The 16753-nt window shown below is 63.4% G+C and carries 14 protein-coding genes; 11 read left to right on the forward strand and 3 right to left on the reverse strand.

What is annotated here, in order from left to right; genetic code table 11:
• Positions 1-92 precede the first annotated feature (92 nt).
• The 3 genes from Q0T48_RS03630 (at position 93) to Q0T48_RS03640 (ending at position 3458) form a co-directional block, all read left to right on the forward strand.
• Positions 93-2426: an NADP-dependent malic enzyme gene (locus Q0T48_RS03630; RefSeq protein WP_295952521.1), complete on the forward strand. Its 2334-nt coding sequence runs from the start codon at positions 93-95 to the stop codon at positions 2424-2426.
• Positions 2427-2633: 207 nt separating this feature from the next.
• On the forward strand, positions 2634-2987 hold the full coding sequence (locus tag Q0T48_RS03635; RefSeq protein WP_295952734.1) for a ribonuclease: 354 nt from the start codon (positions 2634-2636) through the stop codon (positions 2985-2987).
• A 48-nt stretch (positions 2988-3035) separates the two neighbouring features.
• Positions 3036-3458: a barstar family protein gene (locus Q0T48_RS03640; protein WP_295952737.1), complete on the forward strand. Its 423-nt coding sequence runs from the start codon at positions 3036-3038 to the stop codon at positions 3456-3458.
• Between the two features lie 313 nt (positions 3459-3771).
• Here the strand turns inward: Q0T48_RS03640 and rsmA are convergent, their stop codons facing one another.
• From rsmA to Q0T48_RS03655, 3 genes are read right to left on the reverse strand one after another with little or no spacing between them, the layout of a single operon-like run.
• Positions 3772-4569, reverse strand: coding sequence for a 16S rRNA (adenine(1518)-N(6)/adenine(1519)-N(6))-dimethyltransferase RsmA (rsmA, locus tag Q0T48_RS03645; protein WP_295952527.1), 798 nt, complete (start codon positions 4567-4569; stop codon positions 3772-3774).
• A complete protein-coding gene (locus Q0T48_RS03650; RefSeq protein ID WP_295952529.1) occupies positions 4566-5951 on the reverse strand; it encodes a peptidylprolyl isomerase in 1386 nt (461 codons plus the stop codon). Before Q0T48_RS03650 ends, rsmA begins: the two co-directional genes overlap by 4 nt.
• A 34-nt stretch (positions 5952-5985) precedes the next feature.
• Positions 5986-8391, reverse strand: a complete 2406-nt coding sequence (locus tag Q0T48_RS03655; protein ID WP_366887926.1) for an LPS-assembly protein LptD — start codon at positions 8389-8391, stop codon at positions 5986-5988.
• A gap of 95 nt (positions 8392-8486) precedes the next feature.
• Between Q0T48_RS03655 and Q0T48_RS03660 the strand changes: the two genes are divergently transcribed.
• From Q0T48_RS03660 to Q0T48_RS03695, 8 genes are all read left to right on the forward strand, one after another.
• A complete protein-coding gene (locus Q0T48_RS03660; protein WP_295952531.1) occupies positions 8487-9575 on the forward strand; it encodes a phosphotransferase in 1089 nt (362 codons plus the stop codon).
• Positions 9576-9798: 223 nt separating this feature from the next.
• Positions 9799-10500 carry a 16S rRNA (uracil(1498)-N(3))-methyltransferase gene (locus tag Q0T48_RS03665; protein ID WP_295952534.1) on the forward strand — a complete coding sequence of 234 codons (702 nt, stop codon included), beginning with the start codon at positions 9799-9801 and terminating at the stop codon, positions 10498-10500.
• 2 nt (positions 10501-10502) lie between these two features.
• Positions 10503-11822, forward strand: a complete 1320-nt coding sequence (locus Q0T48_RS03670; RefSeq protein WP_295952536.1) for a hypothetical protein — start codon at positions 10503-10505, stop codon at positions 11820-11822.
• Positions 11823-11825: 3 nt separating this feature from the next.
• Positions 11826-12491 carry a hypothetical protein gene (locus Q0T48_RS03675; RefSeq protein ID WP_295952537.1) on the forward strand — a complete coding sequence of 222 codons (666 nt, stop codon included), beginning with the start codon at positions 11826-11828 and terminating at the stop codon, positions 12489-12491.
• Between the two features lie 82 nt (positions 12492-12573).
• Complete coding sequence (locus Q0T48_RS03680; protein WP_295952539.1) at positions 12574-15396, forward strand: ATP-binding protein; 2823 nt, start codon at positions 12574-12576, stop codon at positions 15394-15396.
• 11 nt (positions 15397-15407) lie between these two features.
• Positions 15408-15971, forward strand: a complete 564-nt coding sequence (locus Q0T48_RS03685) for a sigma-70 family RNA polymerase sigma factor (protein ID WP_295952541.1) — start codon at positions 15408-15410, stop codon at positions 15969-15971.
• Entirely contained in the window at positions 15968-16171 is a 204-nt protein-coding gene (locus Q0T48_RS03690; RefSeq protein WP_295952542.1) for a zf-HC2 domain-containing protein, read from the forward strand. Before Q0T48_RS03685 ends, Q0T48_RS03690 begins: the two co-directional genes overlap by 4 nt.
• Positions 16172-16358: 187 nt before the next feature.
• A complete protein-coding gene (locus tag Q0T48_RS03695) occupies positions 16359-16727 on the forward strand; it encodes an RNA-binding protein (protein WP_295952545.1) in 369 nt (122 codons plus the stop codon).
• The last annotated feature ends 26 nt before the right edge of the window (positions 16728-16753 follow it).

Raw genomic sequence — 16753 nt, forward strand, 5'->3', positions numbered from 1 at the left:
AACCGCCCTTGGGCGGACCCTACAATCGCAGTCCCTTTGACACAGTGACTGCCCGGCGCATTTCGGTCGGCGGCCATGGCAGGAGACGCCAGATGAGCAACCCCACGGCTAACGCCGAAGAAAAACGCGCCGCGCTGCGCCGCGCTGCCCTCGAATACCACGAGTTCCCCACGCCCGGCAAAATTGCCATCGCGGCGACCAAACAGCTGGTCAACCAGCACGACTTGGCCCTGGCTTATTCGCCCGGTGTGGCCGCGCCGTGCGAAGAAATCGTCAAAGACCCCAACAACGCCTTCAAATACACCAGCCGGGGCAACCTGGTCGCGGTGATCACCAACGGCACCGCCGTGCTGGGCCTGGGCGATATCGGCCCGCTGGCCTCTAAGCCGGTGATGGAGGGTAAGGGCGTGCTGTTTAAGAAGTTTGCAGGCATCGACGTGTTCGACCTAGAAATCGACGAAAAGCACGACCTCGACAAACTGGTGGACATCATTGCCTCGCTGGAGCCCACCTTCGGCGGCATCAACCTGGAAGACATCAAGGCCCCGGACTGCTTCTACGTCGAGCGCAAGCTGCGCGAACGCATGAAGATCCCGGTCTTCCATGACGACCAGCACGGCACGGCGATTTGCGTCGGCGCGGCGATTCTGAACGGCCTGAAAGTCGTCGGCAAAGACCCCAAGACCGTCAAGCTGGTCACCTCCGGTGCAGGCGCAGCGGCCCTGGCCTGCCTGGGCCTGCTGGTCAAGCTGGGCATCCCGCGCGAAAACATCTATGTCACCGACCTAGCCGGTGTGGTCTATGAAGGCCGCACCGAGCTGATGGACGAAGACAAGATCGTCTACGCCCAAAATACCACCGCCCGCACTCTGGGCGAAATCATCGAAGGCGCGGACGTGTTCCTCGGTCTGTCGGCAGGCGGCGTGCTGAAAAAAGACATGGTGGCCAAAATGGCCGCCAAGCCCTTGATCATGGCGCTGGCCAACCCAAATCCCGAGATCTCGCCCGAAGACGTGAAGTCCGTGCGCAGCGATGCCATCATCGCTACGGGCCGCACCGACTACCCGAATCAGGTCAATAACGTCCTGTGCTTCCCCTACATCTTCCGCGGTGCACTGGATGCGGGTGCGTCCACCATCACGTTGGAGATGGAAATTGCCGCGGTGCACGCCATTGCCGAGCTAGCCCAGGCCGAGCAAAGCGAAGTGGTGGCCGCCGCCTACGCCGGTGAGCAACTGGCGTTTGGCCCCGAATACATCATCCCCAAGCCGTTCGATCCGCGCCTGATGATGAAGATCGCCCCGGCCGTGGCCCAGGCCGCCGCCGACAGCGGTGTGGCCCTGCGCCCCATCACCGACATGGATGCCTACCGCACCCGCCTGCAAAACTTCGTCTACGCCTCGGGCACGACGATGAAGCCGATCTACGATGCCGCCAAAAACGCCGTCAAAAAACGCGTCTGCTACGCCGAGGGCGAAGAAGAACGCGTGCTGCGCGCCACCCAGATCGTGGTGGACGAAGGTCTGGCACGTCCTACGCTGATCGGTCGCCCCAGCGTCATCGCCGAGCGCATCAAGAAGTTTGGCCTGCGCCTGCGCGAAGAGCTGGACTACGACGTCGTCAACGTCGAGCAAGACCACCGCTACCGCGATTTCTGGCAAACCTACCACCGCATGACCGAACGCAAGGGTGTCACGGCGCAAATGGCCAAGATCGAAATGCGCCGCCGTTTGACGCTGATTGGCGGTATGTTGCTGCACAAAGGCGAAGTCGACGGCATGATCTGCGGCACCTGGGGCCACACCTCCATCCACCTGCACTACATCGACCAGGTGATCGGCAAGCGCGCGGGTGGCTGCTCCAGCACCCCGCAAGACGTGCCCATCTACGCCTGCATGAACGGCCTGATGCTGCCGGGCCGCCAGGTTTTCCTGGTCGACACCCACGTCAACTACGACCCTACAGCCGAAGAACTGACCGAAATCACCGTCATGGCCGCCGAAGAAATGATGCGCTTTGGCATCAAGCCCAAGGCGGCGTTGCTATCGCACAGCAATTACGGCCAAAGCAACCAGCCCAGCGCCGTCAAAATGCGCCGCGTGCTGGAACTGCTGCAAACCGAAGCGCCTTGGCTGGAAGTCGATGGCGAAATGCACGGCGACATCGCGCTCGACGGTGCTGCACGCGCTGCCACGATGCCCAATAGCCCCCTGGTTGGTGACGCAAATTTGCTGGTGTTCCCTAATATCGACGCGGCCAACATCGCCTACAACCTGCTGAAGACAGCAGCGGGCGGCAATATTGCGATTGGCCCGGTGCTGCTGGGTGCTGCAAAACCTGTACACATTCTGACTGCCAGCACGACAGTGCGAAGAATTGTAAACATGACGGCCTTGACGGTCGCCGATGCCAACGTGGTGCGATAACACCAAATTCGCCAGCAAGTGCTCACTTAGTGGGCATGAATGCCCAAGGGGCTGCCCAAATTTTGGGCAGCCTCTTGCTTTTTTGGGGCACATACGGCACACTAGCGCCTTGAAATTACCGGGTTAACCCGAGGTTCTCCAAAGGTGCATTCCCCCATGGTCCAAGCGATAAAAAACACAGCTCGCAAGCATATTTGCGCCGTGGCAATGTTGGTTGGATCGGTTTTATGCACCACATTGGGGTATGCCAAGGCACCCAATCCCATCGGCGGCCTGGAAACCATCCAACTCGCCCAGCTTCCCCCTCAAGGCCGTGTGACCTACCAGCTTATCCAGCAAGGTGGGCCATTTCCTTTTGACAAGGATGGTGTGGTGTTTGGGAACCGTGAACGAATTTTGCCATCACAACAACGCGGGTATTACCGCGAATACACCGTGAAAACGGCGGGTGCTGGCAACCGAGGGGCCAAACGCATTGTGTGCGGTGGCCCGCCAAGAGCACCAGATGCTTGTTTTTATACCAGCGACCACTACGCGAGTTTTCGCCACATCGTCGAATAACCGTGTTAGCGCTGGTTCCACAGAATTTTGAAATCGGGGTACATGAAGATGAATGAAAAGAAAGCGGAGACGGATATGCCTCTTCGCAACGTAAGAAGCAATATCGTGCAGTCTATACGCGCCTTTCGCGTGCAAGAGCTGCAAGACGCAGCTGTTGGTCTGGGCCAGCATTTTCTGTATGCGAATCTGGCCAATGCCCAGAGCAAACAGGACGTACTGGACATGATTGCCCAACAATTCACCTTTCCGACCCATTTCGGCAAGAACTTTGACGCGCTGTATGACTGCATGACAGACCCTCTGCATAAATCAGGCCCACAGCCTGGTTTCGTGGTGGTGCTGGAGCAAATCCCGGCGCATGCCAAGTTTGACAAAGAAGCCCGCGAGCAATTGCTGGATATCTTCCGCGAAGCCGCCGACTACTGGGGAGACCGGAAGATACCGTTCCGATGCTTCTATTCTTTTCTGTAGCCCGTTCTGCACACACCAGCCAAGCAGAACGGGCGAATGAGGCAGGCAGCGATGCCGTCTCAGGCATAGAGTTGACCGAATCCGGCGAGAAAATGCCCACCGACAAATTGGTGGACGTTTCTCCGTTCGCGCTGCGCATGAGCAGCCCGTTTAATGCCGGTTACTGGCTCGCAGCCGCGTAACTGGGCACACCCCCAGGCTACAGCGCAAGCGCTTTTCGCCACCCCCCTTGCAGGGGGCAACACCAGTAGCCCGGCGGAGCCGGTTCTACGGTATTCTGGAACTAAAAAAGCCCGTCTTTGACGGGCTTTTTTTATGGGGCCGCGACCGCCAAGGCCAAGGCCAAGGCCACGTACTCGGCCACCGGAACCTCCTCGGCCCGGCGCTGGGTGTCGAATACGCCGACGTAGGCTTTCTCGGTCAGCCACTTGCCCAGGGTGTGGCGCATGATCTTGCGGCGCTGGCTGAAGGCCACCTGGACGATTTCGCTCAGCAAAGCCACCGGCACCGCTGCCGGGTCGACGTGGGGCACCATGCGCACCACCGCGCTATCCACGCGCGGGGGCGGGTCGAATGACTCGGGCGGCACGAAGAGCACGTTTTCCATCGCGTAGCGCCATTGCAGCATGACGCTGAGGCGGCCATAGGCGGCGGTGGACGGGCGGGCCACCATCCGGTCGATGACTTCTTTTTGCAGCATGAAATGCTGGTCTTGCACCACCGCTACCGCGTCCAGCAAATGGAACAGGATGGGCGTGGAGATGTTGTAGGGCAGGTTACCCACCACCCGCAGCTTCTTCGGAGCAGTTGCTCCTGAATCAGTAGCCGCTTGTGCAAGTGGAAACTGCGTAAAGTCCACTTTTAGTACATCAGATTCCACCACCGTGAGCTGTGGATGTTGGCGCAGGCGCACAGCCAGATCGCGGTCCAGCTCGACCACGGTGAGGTGGCCCAGGCGTTCGACCAGGGGCTGCGTCAGGGCGGCCAAGCCCGGACCGATTTCGACCATGTGGTCGCCGGGCTGGGGGTTGATGGCATCGACGATGCTGTCAATGATGCCGCGGTCGGCCAAAAAGTGCTGGCCGAAGCGTTTGCGCGGAATGTGCTTCACTGGGGTGGTTCGCGGAATTCGACGTAGGCCCGCGAGCGCACCTGCTCCAGCCAGCGGGCATAGGCCTCGTCCAGCTTTTTCTCGCGCACAATGCCGCGGGCGATTTCGCGCTGCTCTTTGGGGGTCACGGCCGCCTCGCGACGCTCCAGCAACTGCACCAGGTGCACACCAAAGCGCGACACCAGCGGGTCGGCGATCTGGCCGGGTGCCAGCTTGTCCAGGGTTTCTTCAAATTCGGGCACGAACTGGCCGGGGCTGGACCAGCCCAGGTCGCCACCTTGGGGTGCACTGCTGTCGGCCGAGCTTTCCTTAGCCAACTGGGCAAAGTCGGCTTGGCCGCTCTGGATGCGGCGCTTGAAGTCGTTCAAACGTTCGACGGCAGCAGCTTCGGTCAGGCGCGGGCCGGTGCGCAGCAGGATATGGCGCGCATGCTGCTGGGTCACGGTGGTAGCCATGCCACCCTGGCGTTTGTCCAGCACTTTCAAAATGTGGAAACCGGCACCCGAACGTACTACGGCGCTGATGCCACCCGTCTCCAGGCCGCGGGTAGCCTGCACAAAGATGTCGGGGTAGCGGTCGGCTGGATGCATGCCCATGGCACCGCCACGGGCATGGTCAGGCGCATCCGAGGCGGTGCGGGCCAAAGTCGCAAAGTCGGTGCCGGCGACCGCCTGGGCACGCAGGCCCTCGGCCTTGGCTTGCAGGGTGGCGACTTGCTCGGGGCTGGCGTTTTCCGGCACGGCAACCAGCACCATGGCCAGGTTCAACTCCAGAGCGCTGGGGTCGGTATTGGCCTGCTGGTCGCGCAGGTACTGGTCTACTTCGGAATCGCTGATGCGCTGGCGGGCGTCGATTTCGCGGTCGCGCAAGCGGTTCAGGATGAGCTGGTTGCGCAACTCTTCGCGGAACTGGGTGGGCACCATGCCGTCTTGCACCATCCGGCGGCGCAGCTCGGGCACGTCCAGCTGGTTTTGCCGGGCCACGTTCAGCTCGGCTGCATCCACGGTGACATCGTCAATCTTCAAACCGGTCTCGGCCGCCAGCTGCAGCTGGGCTTTTTCCAGAATCAAGCGGTCCAGCACCTGGCGCACCACCACGGCTTGGTCGGCTTCCGCAGCCGGTGTGCCCTGCTGGTTCATTTGCTGTAGGGTACGGATGACGCGGGCACGCACTTCGTTGTTGGTGATCGGCTCGGAATTGACCACGGCGACGATGTAGTCCGCCTGGCGCTGTGCATCCGAGGTGCGGACGGGGATATTGCCCGTTAACCCGGTGCCGGCGCCAGACGAAGGGCGCAGGCCCTGGGCAGACGCGGAGAAGGTGGTCAAGGCCGCCACTGCCGCCAAGCCCAGCAGCGTCATGCGAAAAATGCGATTGCTCATTGTACAGATAGGGGAAAAAGAGGGGTCGTAAAGGCTAGTCGTACTGGCTAAAGCGGCTAGGGGTGGTGGTCTGCTCACGCAGGTACTGGTAGCGGGGAATGTTTTCTTTCAGAACCGACAGGGGGTTGGTGCCCACACCCAAACGGGTGAAGCCGACAAACTCCAGCTGGAACGAAATCTTCTGGTTGGCGGTGGTGGTGGTGCCGGTTTGCGTGCGGTCCAGCACGATGCGGCCCAGCCAGCAACCCGCATCATATTCAAAGCCCACCACGCCATCGACCAGCTTGCGGTCGTACATGCTGTAGTTCAGGCGACCCACGCTGTACCAGCGGCCTGCGCCCTGGCCTTGTCCGGCACCCAGGTCCTGGCCTTTGTCGCCCCACAGGGCGCTCAGCGGCCATTGCCAGCCAATGTCGATCTGCTCGCTGCCGTCGGTTGCCGTGGCGCTGGAGTTGCGCTGGTAGCGGTAGGCGGCACTGATCACGCGGTAGTTGCCGGGGTTCCAGCGTCCACCGACGCTGGAGCGCGCGGAGCGACCGGTGTCCGGGTTGTACTGCACCGTGGTGTCAAAGGTCCAGCGCGGGTCCCAGTTCAGTTGCGCGCCGACCAGGAAGTCGCTCAGGCGGTCGGTGCTGGGCGTGCCGCCGGGCAAGGTGACGTTCTGGTCTTTGAAGCGCAGGCGCTGGGCCACGCCGAACTGGGCCAGCTGGGCACCGGTCGCGGGTTCCAGGAAGCGCGTGGTCAGACCCAGCGTCAGCAGGTTGTTGTCAGAGATACGGTCGTTGCCACCGAAGGCGTTTTCGGTGAAGACGGTGGCAAAGTTGAAGTCGTTCAGCGCCGAATCGTAGTTGGGCAGCAGGCTTTGGTTGCGGTACGGCGTGTTCACGTAGAAAGCGCGCGGCTCCAGCGTTTGGCGCAGCGCCTTGCCCCAAAAACTGGCATCGCGCTCAAAAACCAGCCCGGTGTCCAGGCTGAAGGTGGGCACGGTGCGGTCGGCGGTGGTGGCCCCATTGGTCAGCGGCGCATCAAATTCGTAGCGGGTGGCGTGCAACTGCACCTTGGGGGTGATAAACCAGCCCGGGGCTACCCAGGGGCGGCTGATCTGGCCCAGGGCAAAACTGCGCTTGGCATTGGGCTGCTTGGTCAGGTTGCGGTCGGCCGAGAACTGGGTGTAGTCGCCGTCCAGCGACGCATCGAATCCGCCGGGCAGGTCGTAACGGGCATAGCGCCCGGTGATCTGGGGCAGGCGGTCGTACGGTGGCACGATGGGCGCAGTCACGTCTTGCAGCGTCTGCCATTTCAGCGTCCGCACGCTGGCCGAGAAGTTGCCACGCCCCCAAGACACGGTGGCATCACTGGCCAGCAGGCGCTGGGTCAACGAGGTGGTGGCCCGGCCAAAATCGCTCCAGTAGTTGTCGTCGCTGACCCGGTTCAGGTTCAGATTCAGGCCGACCCCGCCAATGCCCGAAATCCCGGCCTGAACCGTGCCGGAATGCAGCAGCGCATAGCTCCAGCGCGAACGGTCGCGCAACGAGTCGCTAGGCATGTAATTGGTGCGCAGCGTACCCTTGTACTCGGGCTCCAGGTAACGAAACTCGCCACCCAGGTCGACACCGCGCTTGCTCATCACCGTGGGGAAGAACGTGGCATCCCGGTTGGGCGCAATGTTCCAGTAGTAGGGAACCGTCAGCTCCACGCCGTTGATATTGTCCAGCCCGATGGTGGGCGGCAAATAGCCGGACTTGCGCTTGTCGGACAGCGGGAAATCCATGGTCGGGAAGGCCAGGATCGGCACATCCTGGAAGCGCAGTACCGCCCCCTCGGCCGTACCGATTTCTTCTTCGGTATCGATGCTGATGGTGGTGGCGCGCAGCATCCAGGCCGGCAGCCAGCTCGGGCCGGGTTGGCGGCGGCAGGTGCTGTAGGTGGCGTTGTGCAACACCACGCGGCTGTCGTCCACAAAGTCGGCCCGGTCGGCCTGGCCAAAAGCGCCGTTTTTCAAGAACTGGTAGCGTGGTTCGCTGAAGAAGCCTTCGAAGGCATCCACTTTGAGCTCCAGCGCCGGGCCTTCGTAGATATTGCCCGCGCGGTTGATGTGCACATTGCCCCGCGCCTTGACCAGATCGTCCGGCTGGTAGTACTCCACGCGGTCGGCCTGCAGCACCATGTCGCCCTTGCGCATCATGGCGTTGCCTTCGATGACGGTGTCCAGATCCGGACGGCCCAGGGTGTGGTCACCCGAGAAAAAGGTCGGCATCTGCTCGCGCATGGCCAGCGGAATCTGCTCTTGTAGCAAGGCGCTAGGTTGCAGGACCAGCGGCGTGTCGGCTTCTTCGGCGTGCAAAGCCAGCGGCAGCAGAGCCATCGCGACAAAAGCCACAGGCGTGAGCGCAAAGCGACGGCGGGTACTGCGCTGGGTTTCAGGCATCAGGGCAGGCATCTTTGGAAGGTGGTGGGTCGAACAGAGGCAGTATTCACAGCGGCAAGCAAGTGATCCAGTTCACAGATAAGCCGGATTTGTAGAATGGATTATCCATGAGCCCTACCTCCCCCCCGCCGTCGACGGCAACTTCTTCCCCATCCACCCCTATCGTCTGGGCCGATGCCCCGCGTGCGGCGGCCTTCCACACTTGGCTCAACGCGATCGCCGCGCCCCACCATCTGCACGTTGACAGCCTGCAACTAGCCGCAGCCGATGCCGGTTTTCGCCGCTATTTCCGGCTGGCATCCGACACCGGCAGCTGCATCGTGATGGATGCCCCGCCCGACAAAGAGAACTGCGAAGCCTTCGCCCGCATCGCCGCCCTGATGGCCCAGGCCGGGCTGCGCGTACCCGAAGTGCTGGCCTGGGACGTGCACCAAGGCTTCATGCTGCTCACCGACCTGGGCACGCAGACCATGCTGGAGCTGCTGCAAAGCGACACGCCCCCCGCCCCTACACCCCTGTTCCACCAGGCGGTAGACACGCTGATCACCCTGCAATTGGCCTCTCAGCCTGGCGTGTTACCCGCCTATGACGCGGCCACGCTGCAGCGCGAGCTGGCCCTGTTCCCCGACTGGTACATCGCCCAGCACCGCGGCATCACCCTGAACGCCACCCAGCGCGCCACGCTGGACAGCGTGTTCGCCCAGATCGTGGCCAACAATTTAGAAGCCGCCAGCGTCTACGTGCACCGCGACTTCATGCCGCGCAACCTGATGGTGGGCTCTGAAAAATTGGGCGTGCTGGATTTCCAGGATGCCCTGTACGGCCCCATCACCTACGACATCGCCTGCCTGCTGCGCGACGCCTTCCACAGCTGGGAAGAAGACTTCGTGCTGGACATCACCATCCGCTACTGGGAGCGCGCCCGCAAGGCCGGGCTACCGGTGGGCGACGACTTTGGCGCGTTCTACCGCAGCGTGGAATGGATGGGCCTGCAGCGCCACCTGAAAGTGGCCGGCATCTTCGCCCGCCTGACCCTGCGCGACGGCAAACCCAAGTACCTGGCCGACACACCCCGTTTCATCACTTACATCCGCGCCACCGCCGGTCGCTACCGCGAGCTGACACCGCTGCTGCGCCTGATCGACAAGGTCGAAGGCACCCAGGCGGCCACCGGTTTCGCTTACGGTCGCATGTAAAGTGATGTGGCACACCCCCAGGCTACAGCGCTGCGCGTCTTTCGCCACCCCCCTTGCAGGGGGCGATGCCAGTGGCCCGGCAAAGCCGGTTCCACGGCATCCTTGAGGGCGTGCGTTCTGACTAAAGCTTGAAGGTGATTAGTTAGAATTTTTAAGAAAAATCGGCTGTTTGTGCTGATCCCTCTTGCACAAGCGGCTATATAAACAATAGCAATTGACCTCCATGCCCCGTTTCTACTGTCCCGCCCCTCTGGCCACCGGGGCCTCGCTGGACCTGCCCGCCGGGCCCGCCCGCCATGTGCAGGTGCTGCGCATGCAGCCCGGCCAGACCATCACCCTGTTCAACGGCCAAGGCGGCGAGTTTGAAGCCACGATCGAGCGCATGAGCCGCAGCGACGTGGCCGTGGTGGTGGGCACGCACGACCCGGTTGAGCGCGAAGCCGCCCGCGCCGTGCACCTGGTACTGGGCATGCCGGCCAACGACCGCATGGACTGGCTGGTGGAAAAAGCCGCCGAGCTGGGCGTGGCCAGCATCCAGCCCCTGGTCACCGAGCGCAGCGTGCTGCGCCTAACCGGCGAACGGGCCGATAAAAAGCGCGCCCACTGGCATGCCGTTGGTGTGGCCGCCTGCGAACAATCGGGCCGCAACCGCGTGCCCGAGGTGCATGCGGTGCGCAGCTTTGGCGACTGGGTGGCCAGCGCCGATGGGGGTTTTCTGCTATCGCTCAGAACTGGCAGCCAGCCCATGCTTGCAGCCCTCTCCCCCAGCGGCCCCATCCATTTCCTCAGCGGCCCCGAGGGTGGCCTGAGCCCCTCGGAAGAAGATGCAGCTATCGCCCGCGGCTACCGCCCGGTCACCCTGGCCAACCGCGTGCTGCGGTCTGAAACCGCACCGCTGGCCGCACTGGCCCAACTCCAGTTCTGACGATGGAAGAATTAACACCCTCCGACAGCGACACCACGCTGTCGGATTACTTTCGCGACGCTGACTTTTCCAGTGAATCGGTGTTGGCCTGGCGCATCGACCAGCATGGCGGCCTGGTGGACGCGCTGCGTGGCCTGTTCCACGGCCCGGCCGGGCTGGTTCGGCTGCGGCTGTTCGTCTTCATGGGCCTGCTGGGCCAGAGCGAAGCCAATCTGAACCGCGACCAGATCAACGAACTGTTCCACGCCGTGCGCCCCGAAGCCCTGGACACGGTGTTCAAGCGCTTTCGCGACACCGGCCTGCTGCTGTGGGACGAAACCCAGCGCCGCACCAGCCTCACGCCGCTGGCGCAGCAGCTATCCGGCGTGCTGGGCATCTTCCACACCGCGCCGCTGGGGGCCGATGGCGATGGTGACCTGGCCAGCCTGCTCAGCCAGGTGGTGGGTGCCGACCAGCTCGGCACCCTGGATGCCGCCCAGGTGCAGATGCTGCAAGCCCAGCTGGGCCGCCTGCACGCCGAATTTGAAGATGCCATCGCCAGCGGTTCCGAATTCCGCCTGCGCGAAGCCCGCACCCGCTACGACCGGGCGGCCCGCCTGATCGACAAGGCCAGCACCGCCATTGCCACCATCATCGGCAACGCCCACGGCCACGTGGCCATGGAGCGCGCCGCCCGCGCCCTGGGCCAGGCCCAAAGCCGCCTCTTGGCCATGGCCAGCCAGTTCAACCGCGCGCTGCAGCAGGTAGACCGCCAGCGCGTGACGCTGGGTACCACCGGCATCACCAGCACCGACGTGAAACGCTGGCTGCAAACCCTGGCCGCGCCAGAACACCTGCTGCAAGACGCGCTGGCCCACCCCGTCGTCCCCGTAATGCTGTCCCCCCATGAATTGCTCGATGTGACCGAAGCCGAATTTGAACGCGACCGCCCCACGCTGGGCCTGCCCGATGCCCTGCCGCTGTCGCAAGCCGCGCCGCTGGGCGAACTCAGCGCCGTGGCCCTGCCGCAGGCGCTGGCCGATCTGTCGGATCTGCTGGCGGCCTGGCACGCCAGCGAACCCGTGCCCCGCCGCGCCGTCGATGCGCTGCTGGGCGACATACCTGTCGATGCCGAATACGCCCACGTGGCCTACAAAGCCCAGCTCCTGCCGCTGCTGGGCGATGCCCAGGCCTGCCAACTGCCGGGTGCCACTGGCGACCTGGCCCGCCAGCCCTGGCGCGTCGAATGGAGTACCGACTTCCTGACGCTGGACCACCCTACGCTGGCCGGTGTCAGCGCCGGGCAACTACACCCTGTTGAATCCACCGAAAAAAGCGAGTAAGCCATGGACGAAGCCGCCCTGTTAGTCGCCGAACTGCTGGCCCGCCGCAGCCTGCCACGCACCCACGCCCGGGTGCGCCGCGCCCTGGTCAACGCCGAATTGTTCACCCAGGTCGAACAGCGCCTGGCCGACATTGGCCTGCGCTGGATGGACAACATCTACGCCGACCACGTCAGCTTGGCCCTGCTGCCCGCCGCCCAGACCCAGGTGATGGGCGAGGCCGGGGTCAACGCCAACAACAACCTGGAGCTGCCGCGCGACGGTGTGGCTCTGCTGGTGGTGCTGTGGGCGCTGATCATCCTGCCCAAGCGCGAGCGTCAGACCAGCCGCGCCCCGGTGGCCGAGCCGCAAAACGAAATGTTCGCCAGCAGCAAACCCCTGCCCGCCGTGCGCGACGTGAGCCCGGTGCTGTCGTACAAGGCCCTGCTGGAGGACTACGGCCCGCAGCTCGGCAAAAAAACCCGTCTCGACGGCAACCTCAAGCTGCTGGAGCGCCACGGCTTCATCTTGCGCCGCCAGGACGATATCGCCGAGGGCCCGCTGCTCGACGTACTGCTGGACTACGACATCCTGGCCCCGCGCATCCTCGACGGAGCCTTGGCCGAGGTGCTGGCACGCGAACAAGCCGCCCGTGCCGCCGAAGCCGCGAACGCCGCCAGTGCGGCCTGAGTTTATAAAAAAAGTGCCTCTAGCGCATATTGCACCTTCACAAGCAGCTATTTTTTATATAGCACCTTACCGGTAAATACCCATGTTCCACTTGCAAAGCCTGGAGTTGGTCCACTGGGACTACTGCCAACGCGTCAGCCTGCCGCTGGACGCGTCCATCATCACCATCGCTGGGCCCAACGGCTCGGGCAAAACCACGCTGCTGGACGCGTTGCGCACCCTGCTGGGCCTGAAATGCTCGCAGCCGCGCGACTTCAAAACCTACGCCCGCCACGCCGGGGCCAACATCGCCTGGCTGCGCGCCGTGGTCGACAACAAAGCCCAAACCCGCCAGACCAGCAGCCGCCCCTTCGCCAAGCGCCTGCTCTACAGCGACCAGGTCACGCTGGCCTGCCGCATCGAGCGCAACGGCGGCGACTGGCAGCGCCGCTACCTGGTGCTGGAGGGCGATGTCAGCATCGAGCAGCTCACCGAGATGCCCGACAAAGACCTGGGCCTGATGGGCATCGAGGCCTGGGGCCGGGTGCTGTCTGCCGCCGGTTTGTCTCCGGCAATAGCCAAAGTGCTGTCGCTGGAGCAGGGCCAGACCGACCGCCTGTGCGAATTCAGCCCCCGTGAGCTGCTGCGCCTGGTGTTCGACGTGTTTGGCGACCAGGAGGTGCTGGGCCACTACGACACCGCCCGCGAGCACCAGCAGCAACTGGCCCGCGAAATGGAGCAGGCCAGCCACGAACTGGACCACAGCAAGGCCCAGCTCGCCGAGCTGCAAAACCGCGTCAGCAACTACCAGACCTGGCAGCACAAGGTGCAGGAGCAGGAGCGCCTGGCCACCGAGGTGGTGCCGGTGCTGGAATGGCACGGCCAGCGCCAAAAGCTCACCGAGCGCAGCCGCGACCAGCGCCGCCAGCGCCAGCACAGCCGCCAGGCCGTGGCCGAGCGTGCCCGGCAAAACGCCCAGCTGCTGGAGCTGCTGGAAGCCCGCAGCGCCACCGATGCCGCCGCCACCCGCCTGCTGCAAGAGCGCGATGCCGCCGCCGTCCAGCGCGACAGCACCCGCGACCTGGAGCGCCCCCTCGAAGCCCTGGCCAAGCGCGAAGCCGAGCTGCTGGCCCTGGTGGACAAGGAAAGCGATGCCGAAGCCCTGACCGCCCACCTGGACACCCTGCGCAGCACCGAATCCGCCCTGCAAAGCAAACACAGCGCTTTACTACAAAAAAGAGAGCTGGCTGTGCTGGCGCAATCAGCGCTAGAGGGTCAAAACACTCCACCTATTCCGGACGATGCCCGCCGCCTGCGCCAGCGTCTGCAAGCCCAGAAAATCGGCCACCGTTTCCTGGCCGAGGTGGTGGAAGTGCGCATTGATCACTGGCGCGCCGCCGTGGAAGGCGTGCTGCGCGCCTCCCGCTGGATGGTGCTGCTGGACAAGACCGAAGACATGGACGCCGCCGACACCATCGCCAGCGCCGACCGCTACCGCCACTACATCACCGCGCCCGGTGACACCGCGCCCAAAGGCGATGCCGACACCCTGCTGGCCCACATCCGCTTCGATGCCAAAGTGCCGCGCTGGCTGATCCAACAGTTGCAACATCTGCGCTGCGTGGACAGCCCGGCCGCGGGCCGCAAGACGGCGGGCAGCTGGATCACGCCCCAGGCCTACAGCTTCGACGGGCGCGGAGCCCGCTCGCTGTGGGTCGAGCCGCGCGACCACCAGTTTGGCGCGGCGGCACTCACCGCCCGGCGCGACGCGGTGGAACGCGACCTGCGCAGCCTGGATGCGGCCCTGGGTCCGCTGGGGCAAGAGCTGCGCGACATCCGTCTGCAGATCAAGGACTGCCAAAAGTCCCTGGCCGGTCACAGCGCCGCCCAGGAGCTGGCCGAGCGCAACGACGAGTTTTCGGCTGCCAAGCAGGCCCTGCCCGCCGCCAAACAAGCCCGCATCGCCGCCAGCCTGCGCTGGCAAAGCCTGGACACCGCCACGGCAGATGCCAAAACCCGGCACCAGCAAACCGATACCCAGTACCGGCAGCTCGAACACAATTTGCGCCAGAAAAACCAGGAGGCCGACCGCCAGGCCGCCGAGCTGCTGGTCACCCGCAAACAGCACACGGCCCACATCGACACGTCGAACCACCGCCGCCGCCAGATCCCCGCCGCCTGGCGCGCCCCCCACGTGGTGCAGGCCCTGGTGCGCACCTACCAGAACGACACCCAGGCCCGGCTGCGGCTGGAATCGGTGCATGAAGAGCTGCAGCTCGACACCTGGGAAAAAGATGCCACGGTGGAAGAGCGTTTTCGCCGCATGGAGGTGCTGGTGCGCGAGCAGGGCTATAGCCTGGGCGACCACCAGGCCAAGAATGCCCAGGCCGGTATCGCGGTGCACAATGCCCGCGAAAGCTACATCGAGGTGCTGCGCAGCACCGTGCGCCGCTACCGCAAAAACATCCAGGAACTCGGCGAGCTAGCCGGGGTGGCGGTGAACGCCGACCTGCCGGTGCTGGAAAACGACGACACCGTGCTGGCCCAGGCCGGGCTCAAGGTGCACTTCAACTTCGACGGCAAGGGCAGCATCGGCCTGAACGACGGCGAGGCCTCGGGTGGCCAGCAGGTCATCAAGTCGCTGATCCTGCTGGTGGCGTTGCTCAAAGACGACGAAACCGCCTCCGGTGGCTTCGTCTTCATCGACGAGCCCTTCGCCCACCTGGACGTGCGCAACATCCAACTGGTCGGCCACTTCCTGCGCTCCACCCAGGCCCAGTACGTGCTGACCACGCCCATCACCCACAACCTGGAAGTCTTCGAGCCCGCCGAGATCACCCTGATCACCAGCAAAAAGCCCAAGAACGCCCGCTGGGCCCCGCCGATTGCGGTGGCCAAGCGGCGCAGCGTTCCTGTACCGGTGTAATACTCGCGGCCATGGATTTCACCCACGAACTGGCCGAACACCGCACGTATTTGTTGCGTTTTGCGCGCCTGCAATTGCGCAACGATGCCTGGGCCGAAGACGCGGTGTCCGAGACCCTGCTGGCCGCCCTGAGCAAACCGCAGTCGTTTGGCAGCCGTTCGCAGCTCAAAACCTGGCTGGTGGGCATCCTCAAGCACAAGGTGCTGGACCTGTTTCGCAGCAATGCCCGCGAGGTGTGCCTGGACACCGATAACGAATCGGCTGACGAGCTGGACAACCTGGTGTTCAAGGCCGATGGCCACTTCGCCCAAACCCCGGTCGAGTGGGGTAACCCCGAGCAGGATTTGAATTCGCGCCAGTTCTTCCAGATCATGGAGGCCTGCACCGAAAAACTGCCCACCATGCTGGGTCGGGTGTTTTTGATGCGCGAGTGGCTGGAGCTGTCCAGCGACGACATTTGTAAGGAACTGGGTCTGACTCCGACCAATCTTTACGTCCAACTGCACCGCGCCCGCCTGAGGCTGCGCGAATGCCTGGAAATCAATTGGTTTGGCACATCGAAGGAGACCGTGTGATCCCGCTACGGCGTACCTGTAAACAAGCTGCCGCCCTCTTGGTAGCCCGCGAAGACCGCCGCATTGCGCTGTCCGACACGGTGGCCTTGCGCCTGCATTTGATGGCTTGCCAAGCCTGCCCCCGGTTTGAACGCCAGCTACTCACCATGCGCAACGCCATGCGGCAATGGCGCAACTACGGCACCGATGACGGGCTGTAAAGCAACAAGATCACAAGTTTTTGTAGCTTCTGGGCCAGATACAGGCATAATCATGATGTTCTGTCACCCAGTGGCAGTACGAGTTTGCGGTGATTGGTCAGTTTCGCGTCTGCTTTAGTCTTCAATGGTTTGTTGATTGCGGTTATCGGACTCCATCGCGTTTTGCGTTTTTTAGAGGAGTCCTTTCATGGGCAACAAACTTTACGTAGGCAATCTGCCTTATTCTTTCCGCGATGAAGACATGCAACAGGCTTTCAGCCAGTTCGGCTCCATCTCCAGCGCCAAGGTCATGATGGAACGTGACACCGGCCGCTCCAAGGGTTTCGGCTTTGTCGAAATGGGCAGCGATGCCGAAGCACAAGCTGCTATCAAGGGCATGAACGGTCAAGCTATGGGCGGCCGTAACCTGGTTGTCAACGAAGCACGTCCGATGGAAGCACGTCCTCCCCGCTCCGGTGGCGGTGGCGGTGGCTACGGTGGTGGCAATGGCGGCGGCGGCTACGGCGGCGGCGGCAATGGTGGCGGCGGTTACGGCGGTGGCCGCAACAGCTACTAAAATTTGTTCGCTTGGGGCTTGCGCCC

It is taken from the genome of Rhodoferax sp. (genome assembly GCF_025354435.1).
In the GTDB taxonomy this organism is placed as follows: Bacteria; Pseudomonadota; Gammaproteobacteria; order Burkholderiales; family Burkholderiaceae_C; genus Rhodoferax_B.

What these genes read in the sequence shown, in the direction of transcription:
- Q0T48_RS03665 (WP_295952534.1), top strand. Translation starts at nt 9,799, where the DNA reads ATGCCCCGTTTCTACTGTCCCGCCCCTCTGGCCACCGGGGCCTCGCTG.
- Q0T48_RS03680 (WP_295952539.1), top strand. Translation starts at nt 12,574, where the DNA reads ATGTTCCACTTGCAAAGCCTGGAGTTGGTCCACTGGGACTACTGCCAA.
- Q0T48_RS03660 (WP_295952531.1), top strand. Translation starts at nt 8,487, where the DNA reads ATGAGCCCTACCTCCCCCCCGCCGTCGACGGCAACTTCTTCCCCATCC.
- Q0T48_RS03635 (WP_295952734.1), top strand. Translation starts at nt 2,634, where the DNA reads ATGTTGGTTGGATCGGTTTTATGCACCACATTGGGGTATGCCAAGGCA.
- Q0T48_RS03695 (WP_295952545.1), top strand. Translation starts at nt 16,359, where the DNA reads ATGGGCAACAAACTTTACGTAGGCAATCTGCCTTATTCTTTCCGCGAT.
- Q0T48_RS03630 (WP_295952521.1), top strand. Translation starts at nt 93, where the DNA reads ATGAGCAACCCCACGGCTAACGCCGAAGAAAAACGCGCCGCGCTGCGC.
- Q0T48_RS03685 (WP_295952541.1), top strand. Translation starts at nt 15,408, where the DNA reads ATGGATTTCACCCACGAACTGGCCGAACACCGCACGTATTTGTTGCGT.
- Q0T48_RS03655 (WP_366887926.1), bottom strand. Translation starts at nt 8,391, where the DNA reads ATGCCTGCCCTGATGCCTGAAACCCAGCGCAGTACCCGCCGTCGCTTT.
- Q0T48_RS03670 (WP_295952536.1), top strand. Translation starts at nt 10,503, where the DNA reads ATGGAAGAATTAACACCCTCCGACAGCGACACCACGCTGTCGGATTAC.
- Q0T48_RS03675 (WP_295952537.1), top strand. Translation starts at nt 11,826, where the DNA reads ATGGACGAAGCCGCCCTGTTAGTCGCCGAACTGCTGGCCCGCCGCAGC.
- Q0T48_RS03650 (WP_295952529.1), bottom strand. Translation starts at nt 5,951, where the DNA reads ATGAGCAATCGCATTTTTCGCATGACGCTGCTGGGCTTGGCGGCAGTG.
- Q0T48_RS03640 (WP_295952737.1), top strand. Translation starts at nt 3,036, where the DNA reads ATGAATGAAAAGAAAGCGGAGACGGATATGCCTCTTCGCAACGTAAGA.